This window comes from Pseudomonas izuensis (assembly GCF_009861505.1).
Lineage (GTDB): Bacteria > Pseudomonadota > Gammaproteobacteria > Pseudomonadales > Pseudomonadaceae > Aquipseudomonas > Aquipseudomonas izuensis.
Window position 1 is genome coordinate 1 of the sequence record NZ_WTFT01000082.1, and the last position, 9,366, is coordinate 9,366.

6 protein-coding genes are annotated in these 9,366 nt (G+C 62.1%); 2 read left to right on the forward strand and 4 right to left on the reverse strand.

Features of this window, described 5'->3' with window-relative positions:
- Positions 1-122: 122 nt before the first annotated feature.
- The 4 genes from GPL81_RS30940 to GPL81_RS30955 all read right to left on the reverse strand — a co-directional run bounded on the left by GPL81_RS30940 (position 123) and on the right by GPL81_RS30955 (position 4,547).
- Positions 123-1,682 carry an arylsulfatase gene (locus GPL81_RS30940; RefSeq protein ID WP_246219016.1) on the reverse strand — a complete coding sequence of 520 codons (1,560 nt, stop codon included), beginning with the start codon at positions 1,680-1,682 and terminating at the stop codon, positions 123-125.
- Between the two features lie 20 nt (positions 1,683-1,702).
- Positions 1,703-2,143, reverse strand: coding sequence for an acyl-CoA thioesterase (locus GPL81_RS30945; RefSeq protein WP_121102472.1), 441 nt, complete (start codon positions 2,141-2,143; stop codon positions 1,703-1,705).
- Between the two features lie 4 nt (positions 2,144-2,147).
- Positions 2,148-3,431 (reverse strand): histidinol dehydrogenase, encoded by a 1,284-nt coding sequence (hisD, locus tag GPL81_RS30950; protein WP_160109876.1) that lies wholly within the window; start codon positions 3,429-3,431, stop codon positions 2,148-2,150.
- Positions 3,432-3,500: 69 nt separating this feature from the next.
- A complete protein-coding gene (locus GPL81_RS30955) occupies positions 3,501-4,547 on the reverse strand; it encodes a LacI family DNA-binding transcriptional regulator (RefSeq protein WP_160109877.1) in 1,047 nt (348 codons plus the stop codon).
- Positions 4,548-4,788: 241 nt separating this feature from the next.
- On the opposite strand from GPL81_RS30955, the gene GPL81_RS30960 reads away from it, so the two are divergent.
- Positions 4,789-5,931 (forward strand): acyl-CoA dehydrogenase family protein, encoded by a 1,143-nt coding sequence (locus GPL81_RS30960; protein ID WP_160109878.1) that lies wholly within the window; start codon positions 4,789-4,791, stop codon positions 5,929-5,931.
- A gap of 689 nt (positions 5,932-6,620) precedes the next feature.
- Positions 6,621-9,302 carry a winged helix-turn-helix domain-containing protein gene (locus GPL81_RS30965; RefSeq protein WP_160109879.1) on the forward strand — a complete coding sequence of 894 codons (2,682 nt, stop codon included), beginning with the start codon at positions 6,621-6,623 and terminating at the stop codon, positions 9,300-9,302.
- The last annotated feature ends 64 nt before the right edge of the window (positions 9,303-9,366 follow it).

The following is a 9,366-nucleotide window of genomic DNA, read 5'->3' on the forward strand; positions in this document are numbered from 1 at the left end:
TCGAGCACCAAATCTGCGGCCACCCCCAATCAACTGTAGGAGCTGGCTTGCCAGCGAAGAGGCCGGCACATCCGGCACAGATGGCATCAGTCACACCGCCATTTGCACCGGTTTCGATCGCATCATTGTGCTTTCGGCTGGTTTCTCAGGAAGTCCTGCACCAGGTTCGACCGGTCGAACGATTTGGCTGCCTGCACCGGTGGGTATTCGGCCAGGGTTTTGAGGTGGGCGCCGATCAGTTCGCCCATGGGGCCGGAGATCCACGACGACTTCTGGATCATGTGACCGTAGGAGTCATTGCTGTCGTAGCTTTCGAACGGATCGCTGCGCAGGTTGAACATCAAGGGTGCAAACAAGGGTTTTATCGGCGCGTAATAGTCTTCCTTGGTCGAGAAGTGCATCTTCCATGGCCCCATGCGCACGGCGGTCAGTTTGTTCTCGATGTAGTAGAACAGACTGGTGCGTGCACTTTGCGGCGACTTGCCGGTCCAGTAGTCGAGGTTGTCGATGCCGTCGATGTACTGCTTTTTCTGGTCTTTCATGCGCTCGACCACATCCGTTACGCCGGCCGCTGCGGCCAGGGTGGTGAACATGTCCTGATGCGCCTGGATGCCGTTCTTGATCTGCCCAGGCTGGATCACACCCGGCCAGCGCAGCATCGACGGCACCCGCACGCCGCCCTCATAGGTGGTCATCTTCTCGCCACGGAAGGGTGTTGTTCCGCCATGCGGCCAGGACGAGTGTTCCGGGCCGTTATCGGTGGAGTACCAGACGATGGTGTTTTTATCGAGACCGCTCTGCTTGAGGAAGTCGAGCACCTGGCCGATGTCATGATCGTGCTGCATCATGCCGCCGCCGTGGTTATCGCCTTCATGGGTGTATTGATCGGCGGCATGTTTCCACTTGGCGTTGAGGTGGGTGTACAGGTGCATGCGGCTGGTGTTGAGCCAGACAAAAAACGGCTTGTCATCGCTCTTGGCCTTGCGCATGAAGTCCTCTGCACGGGGGATCAGTTCGGCGCCGTCGAAGTCCTCCATACGCTTCATCGTCAACGGCCCGGTGTCCTCGATGCTCTGCTTGCCGACCACGCCGAAGCGTGGGTCGACCGTCGGGTCGTCCTTGTCGGTGGCCAGGGTGTGCAGCACGCCACGGGTGGCGAATTTTTTGGCGTACGCCTGCGGTCCGCCGGGATATGACTTGGCGAAATTCTGATAGTCGGCGTACTCACTTTGCTCCTCGGTGTTGAGGTGATACAGGTTGCCGTAGAACTCGTCGAAACCATGCACCGTCGGCAAGTTGGCGTTGTTGTCACCCAGGTGGTTCTTGCCGAACTGGCCGGTGCGGTAGCCGGCTTCTTTCAGCACCTCCGCCAGGCTCGGCGAGGCGGCTTGCAGGCCGAGCTTGTCGCCCGGCTGGCCCACGGTGGTCATGCCGGAGCGAATCGGATACTGGCCGGTGATGAACGCCGCCCGGCCGGCAGTGCACGATGGCTGCCCGTAGTGATCGGTGAAGCGAATGCCCTCCATGCCGATCTGGTCGATGTTCGGCGTGGTGTAGCCCATGGTGCCCATGCCATAGGCACTCACGTTCTGCCAGCCGATGTCGTCGCCCCAGATGACCAGGATGTTGGGTTTGGACGTCTGCGCCTGCACCAGTGGAGCGGCGAGTACGAGACAGGTCATGACCAGTTTCCTGACGTTGATCATGACGCCACCTCGATGCTCTCCAGTGCGCGGCGCAATGCTTGCGGCAATGGCACCGGCCGACGTGTCACGCGGTCGACGTACACGTGAACGAAATGGCCCTGCGCCGACGCCTCGGTGTTGTCATTGGCAAACAGGCCGACTTCGTAGCGCACGCTTGAGGTGCCCAGGCTGGCCACGCGCAGGCCGGCGCGCACCAGGTCGGGGAAGGCGATGGAGGAGAAATAGCTGCAATGGGTATCGACCACAAGGCCGACCGTGGGGCACTGCTCGAAGTCGAGCAGGTTCTGCTCCAGCAGCCAGCCATTGACCACGGTGTCGAACCAGCTGTAGTAAATGACGTTGTTGACGTGGCCGTAGACGTCGTTGTCCATCCAGCGCGTCGTGATATCGCGCAGGTAGCGATAGTCACTGCGGTTGTGCGGTACAGGCTTGCTCATGGCTTCAAGCCTCCTGCTTCATGCGTCGCACGCGGATGTCCGCCTGCTCTTTGTGGCCGGACATATGCTCGTACCCGCACAGCCGGGAGCAGTACTCGCCAATCATCACGCTGGCCTCGTCGGTCAGCACGCGCTGGTAGGTGTGGGTCTTGATGAACTTGCCCACCCACAAACCCCCGGTGTAGCGCCCGGCGCCCATGGTCGGCAGCGTGTGGTTGGTGCCGATGACCTTGTCGCCATAGCTGACATTGGTACGGTGCCCGAGGAACAGGGCGCCGTAGCGGGTCATGCGATCGTGGTACCAGGCCGGGTCGCGGGTCATCACTTGCACATGCTCGGAGCACAGGCGTTCGGCGACTTCCAGGGCTTGCTCGTCGGTGTCGCACAGGTAGATCTCACCGAAGTCGTTCCAGGCCACGCTTGCGACTGGCGCGGTGTCCAGGCGCGAAAGCACCCGGTCTATGGCGGCCGGCAGTTCTTCCGCGATTTTTTTGCTGGTGGTCACGCAGTAGGCGGGGGAGGTGGGGCCGTGCTCGGCCTGGCCCAGCAAGTCGACGGCGACCAGCTCGGCATCCACGGTGTCATCGCAGATCACCAGGGTTTCGGTCGGGCCGGCGAAGAGGTCGATGCCGACGCGGCCGAACAACTGACGCTTGGCCTCTGCCACATAGGCGTTACCCGGGCCGACGATCATGTCCACGCCGACGATGCTCTCGGTACCGATTGCCATCGCGGCCACGGCCTGCACGCCACCCAGGCAGTAGATTTCATCGGCCCCCGCGAGGTGCATGGCGGCCACGATCTCCGGACAAGGCTGGCCCTCGAAGGGCGGTGCACAGGCGATCACGCGCTTGACGCCGGCCACTTTGGCCGTGAGTACGCTCATGTGGGCGCTGGCGATCAACGGGTATTTGCCGCCGGGGATGTAGCAACCCACCGAGTTGACCGGAATGTTGCGATGACCGAGCACGACGCCAGGCAACGTTTCGACCTCGACGTCGTGCATCGACTCTTTCTGGATCTGGGCAAACCGGCGGATCTGCGTCTGGGCGAACTTGATATCGTCGAGGGTCTGTTGAGGCAGGCTGGCGATGCAGGCGTCGATCTGCTCCGGGGTCAGGCGCATGCTCGGTGGGGTCCACTTGTCGAACTTCCCGGAGTACTCGCGTACCGCCGCATCACCGCGCTGCTCGATGTCGGCAATGATGCTTTCCACGGTAGCGCGCACCTGGGCTTGATTACTGGCCTTGGCTTGGGCCGACTGGCCCTTCTTGAGGTGTTGGATCACGGGATTTCTCCTTTGGGAATCAAGGTTTGGCCGCCTCTGGCGGACGGTTGTTTTTGTGGGTGTGGGGCGCTATGCGGTGGAGCGAATCACCAGTCGGCCGGGCACCTCGTGCAGCGCCTGGATGACGCTCGCGTCCGGGCGACCTTCGCCAAGTAAGCGGATGGCGCAATCGATCATCTGGCTGACGGGCTGGTGCACGGTGGTCAGGTCATTTTCCGGCCAGGCCGCGGCGCGGATGTCGTCGAAGCCGACCACAGCGACATCCTCGGGTACGCGCAGAGCAGTGTTCAGCCGCAGGTGACTCAAGACGCCGAGGGCCATGACGTCGTTGGCACAGAACACGGCGTCGATGGCGGGTTGCCCGGCACTGAACAGTCGGGCCGCCGCGCCACATCCGCCTTCGTAGGTGTACCCGCCCGCGACGCACGCGACGAGGTTCAGGCCATGCCTGGCCAAGCCCTGTTCGAAGCCGCGCAGGCGGTCAGCGGTGGTGGAAATGCTTGGGTCGCCGGACACGAAAGCGCAGGCCCGGCGTTGTCGGGACACGAGGTACTCGGCCACTTCAGCGGCCATGCGCTGGTTGTCGCAGCACACTGACCAGACGGTCGGGTCTGCGACACGGCGGTTCATGAACACCACCGCAACGCCCTGACGGGCGCACAGATCCGCCATGTGTGAAGACAGCTTCGCAGCGGTGACCACAATGGCATCCACTTGATACTGCAACAGTTGCGGCATCAGTTCGTCCGCATCGCCGCCGGGCGGCACGACGAACAGCAACAATTGCCGGCCGGTTTGCCGCAGTTTCAGGGAGAACGTTTCAAGGAGCGCGGGATAGAAGGGATTGGCCATATCACCCACCACCAGCGCCACGATGCCGGTCCTGCGCTGGTTCAGCGAACGGGCAATGGCATTGGGGCGATACCCCAGCTCATCGGCCAGGGCCAGGATGCGCCCGCGTAGCTCGGCCGAGATGCGCGATTGCGCATCGAAGGCGCGGGTGACGGTGGAAGTAGCCACCCCCATGCGTCGGGCGAGGTCCCTGGCGGTGATCCGCTCGACGGATGTGGCGCTTCGCTGAGCGGATGCATCCCCGGCTGTGCTGTCGCGCTTCATGTCGTGTGTTCCGGTCGCTTTTCACTTGTTGTGCACACGTGTGCACGCATTGACCGAATGCTATCGACGCTATCTGGGGGTAAACACCCCTCGAAAGGAGTGGGGTTGCCCGTTATCCAGGAGCAACCATTTGCCTTACTCGATTCGAGGGGGCAGGGCGGACGTGGGGCGCTTTAAGGTGACGTAAAGGCGTCGGTTGAATAAGTCGCCGACAGAACCCATCGCATCCAGAGGTCACTCCATGATTCCGCGCACACTCTTTGATCATGAGCATGAAGCGTTCCGCAATACCGTAAGGCGGTTCCTTGCGGAGGAATGCACGCCCTTTCACGAACAGTGGGAGGAGGATCGCTTGGTTCCCCGCCAGGTCTGGAAGCGTGCCGGCGAACTGGGCATGCTCAACGCCACGACACCGGAGGCCTATGGCGGCCTGGGGCTGGACCGGCGTTTTTCGATGATTGCCGTCGAAGAAGTGGCGCGTGCGGGGCTCTCGGGCCTGAATGGCTTCAATGTGCATGACATCTGTGCCGGCTACCTGATCAATTTCGGTACCGAAGAACAGAAGCAGCAATGGCTGCCGAAAATGGCCAGTGGCGAAATCATCTCCGCCGTGGCCATGACCGAACCGGACACCGGGTCCGATTTGCAGGCGGTCAAGACCCGTGCCGTGCTCGACGGCGATGACTACGTGATCAATGGTGCCAAGACTTTCATCTCCAACGGCACCAACAGCGACATCATCGTGGTGATCGCCAAGACCGGCAGCACCGGCAAAGGCTCCCGGGACATTTCGCTGATCCTGGTGGAGGCTGACTGCGTCGGGGTCACCAAGTCCAAACCGCTGCGCAAGGTCGGCCTGCATGCCCAGGACACCACCATGCTGTTCTTCCAGGACGTACGGGTGCCGAAGGCCAACATTTTGGGCGGTGAGCCTGGCCAGGGCTTCTACCAATTGATGAAGGAACTGGCCTGGGAGCGATTGAGTATCGGCATTCTCGCCATTGCGGCGAGCCAGGCAGTGCTGGAACAGACCATTGCCTACACCCGCGAACGCAAGGCATTCGGGACGCCGATCATCGAATTCCAGAATTCGCGCTTCAAGCTGGCCGACCTCAAGACCGAGATCGTCCTGGGGCAGACCTACACCGATCGCTGCATGGAACTCATCCTGCAGCACGAACTGAGCCCGGAGGCGGCCGCGGCGGCCAAACTCTGGTGCACCGAGCTGTATTCGAAGGTGGTCGATCAGTGCGTGCAGCTGCATGGCGGCAACGGCTACATGCTGGAGTACCCGGTGGCCCGTCATTACCTGGACAGCCGCGTGAACCGTATCTATGGGGGGGCCAACGACATTATGCGTGAACTGGTGGCGCGCACGCTCTGACTGGATGTACCCGGATTAACTGTAGGAGCGAGCCTGCTCGCGAAGGCGGCCTGACAGCCGACCTGTCTTTTGTTGGCGGAGTACATATCCATTGCTGCGGTAACGGCCGCTTATGGTTTCGCCCTTACGGCGAGTCCCTTTGGCAAACGCCCCAAAGGAACCAAAGGTCTTGCCCCACCATTCGGTGCCTCGCTAAGGCTCGGCATGCCCTCTCTCCGGCATTGCTCCGTGGGCCCGCCGCCATCGGCCATCCATGGCCGGGGGCGGCTACCGCGGCATCCTTGCCGCGGTGCCCACTGCGCAATACCTGCGTTCGGCCTCTGGAAACGGGGCAGATAGATCAAGATCAAAAGCCAGAGCAAAAGCCAGAGCAAAAGCCAACTCATACCTGTAGGAGCGAGCCTGCTCGCGAAAAACGTCCGGGCAACACGATCATTCAGACAGCACGCGTTATCGTTGACGCCCATCGCGAGCGGGCTCGCTTCTACAAGTACCCCCCTCCAATGTAGGGGGGTAATGGGTCGCTGTTCCCCGTCACCATCTGTGCCAAGGCGGAACCCGGGGTTGCCAGGAACCTGCGGGTAAAAAATCCAACAATCGCCAGAACATGGCACACCTCACCGATCCGGATCGTGCAGCGCCCACTCGCTGTTTCGTTGGGTGCGGCAGGATGGGAGACCAGTCAGGACATGCATACCGACAAGCTACTCGTATCGACGAAGTTCGCGCCACCGCGCATCGGCACCCAGACCATCCTGCGCGAACGCCTGTTGGAGGATCTGCGCGGCATGACGCAATGCCGCGTCGGCCTGGTCACCGGCAGTCCCGGTTTCGGCAAGACCACGCTGCTGGCCCAGTGGCGGCAAATGATGATGCGCTCGGGAGCCGAGGTGGCGTGGCTGTCGCTGAGTGGCGATGACAAGCATGTCCCGATCTTCTTCGCCTATCTGCGCGGCGCCTTGCAGCGCCTTGGCATTGCCCTGGACAGCGGTGTTCCGCTGGAAGGCGCGCAACCGGAGTTCATTGACGAGGTGGTGGCGGCCATTGTCGAAGGTGCCGCCGCGATCAATAAGGAGCTGTTCCTGGTCATCGACGACTACCAGCACGTCACCGACCCACGCTCCCACCAGCTCATGCAGAAGCTTCTGGACCACAGCCCCGAGAACCTGCATTTCGTCATCTCGTCCCGTGTCGGTCCGCCGCTGAGTTTCAGTCGCCTGCGCCTGAGCGGACAGTTGCTGGAACTCGATTGCGCCACACTGCCATTCGATCTGGCGGAATCCCGCGCGTTTCTTGAACAGAGCCTGGCTGCACTGAAGCTCTGCCCCGAAGAACTGCATCAGATCCATGAACTCACCAGCGGTTGGCCGGCCACCTTGCAACTGGTGATCATCCTGCTGCGCAGCGATCCGGACTCTCGTGGCGCGCTGCGCGAAATGGGCTGGCGCTCCGACGATCTGCAGAGTTACCTGGCCGAAGACGTGATGGTCCATCTGCCGCCCGAGTTGGCGCAGTTCATGGAGAGTGTGAGTATTTGTCGGCGCTTCAATGCCTCCCTGGCGCAAGCGATCACTGGCGTCAGCTCGGCGCAGGCCATGCTCAAGCGGCTGGATGAAGAGAACCTGTTGATCTTTCGCGTCGAAGCCGATGACCGTCAGCCGTGGTATCGCTTCCACGCACTGTTCGGCGACTTTCTGGCCACACGGCTCGCGCGCCGGGACAGCGCCGCGCAAACCGAATTGCATAACCGGGCCGCACGCTGGTTCGCCGAACGCAAGCTGTTGGCCGAGGCGGTACGACATGCCACCCTGGCGGGCGACCTCGATTTCGCCGCACAGTTGATCGAGCGGGCAGCCCCGGCGACCTGGAGCCTGAGTCAACTGAGCCCGCTGCTACGGCTGCTCGACCGGTTGCCGCAGCAAATCCTGTTTTCCCGGCCGCGCTTGTTCTTTCTCGGCTGCCTGGCTTATGCCCTCACGGCCCGTCCGGCCAAGGCCGAGGTCTGGCTGGAGCAATTCCATCGCAGCGGGGCAGCGCAGCATGCCGACGTCGCCTATCGACTGCCGCTGGTGCAGGCGGCCATTGAACTGCAGCGTGATCGTACCGAGCCCATCATTGGCTTGCTCAAGAACTTCCAGGCGTTGCCGGATGACTACACCGTGACGCGTTTCGGCGCGCCGGCGCTGCTGACCATCGCCTATCTGGCGGCCGGCAGGATCGAAGAGGCGCTGCAATGTCTTGACGAGAACCCCATCCCCGAAGCCGAGCGCAATGGCGAGATGGCGTTGGTGGCCGAAGGGGCCCGGACCCTGTGTTACCTGCAGGCCGGCCAGATGCGCGAGGCCGAGCGGATCGGTTCGGCACAATTGGCCTGCGCCGTGGCGGTGCATGGACACCGCGCCGCCAGTGCTTATCTGGGGGCCGCCACGCTGGCCGAGGTCTACCGCGAGGTGGACCGTACCGATGAAGCGCGGGAAATCCTCGCCAATCGCAACGGGCTGCTGCAATGGGCCATGCCCGACACCATGCTGCGTGCCACCATCTGCCGGGCGCGCCTGGACCTGCTTCAGGACAGTGCCACGGTGGCCATGGCCTTTCTGGATCGACAGGAGCGACACTTTCGCACCATCAACCAGGACCGTGCCCTGGCGCATTGCCTGGCCGAACAGGCCCATATTGCCTTGCTGGTGAATGACAAAACCTACGCCGCCGACAGGGTCGCCAAACTGCAAGCGTTGGCGGAGAAACACCGCGAGTCCCCGGGCTTCCAGGCAGACATCCCGGCGATAGCGGCACTGGCGCAAGCACGTCTGCTGCTGGCCACCAATTACCCGGGCAGAGCCCTGGAAAACCTGGCGATCCTGAGCGCCTACGCCAGGAAATTCAGTCGTGGACAATTGCTGGTCACCGGTCAACTGCTCGAAGCCTGCGCCAATGCCGATCTGCTGCAACCGGAACAGGCGCAAGCGCACTTGCTGGAAGCCTTGTCCCAGGGCCGTCGGTTGGGACTGGTGCGCACCTTCCTCGACGAAGGCGAAGTCCTGCGCAAGATGCTCACCGCGCTGGCGAGCAAACCGCTGGCCAGTGAGGATAAGGCGTACCTGGGGAAATTGCTGGAGCGCTTCGGCCCGGGAAGTGTCGGCCGCGCCAGCGAATCGTCGGCCAATGGCGTGTCTTCGACGCTCACGCCACGGGAACTGGCCATCCTGGAGTTGATCAGCCAGGCGATGGCCAACAAACGCGTGGCCTTGACGCTGAATATTTCGCTGGAAACGGTGAAGTGGAATTTGAAAAACATCTACGCCAAGTTGGGGGTTTCGAGTCGTTATGACGCGGTGTCGTGGGCGCGTAAGAATGGGTTGATTGAGTGAGGGTGAAGTGCCCGTGAATGGGCTTTTTACTTCGCTCTTTGGTGGCTCCTACAGACCTGTCACA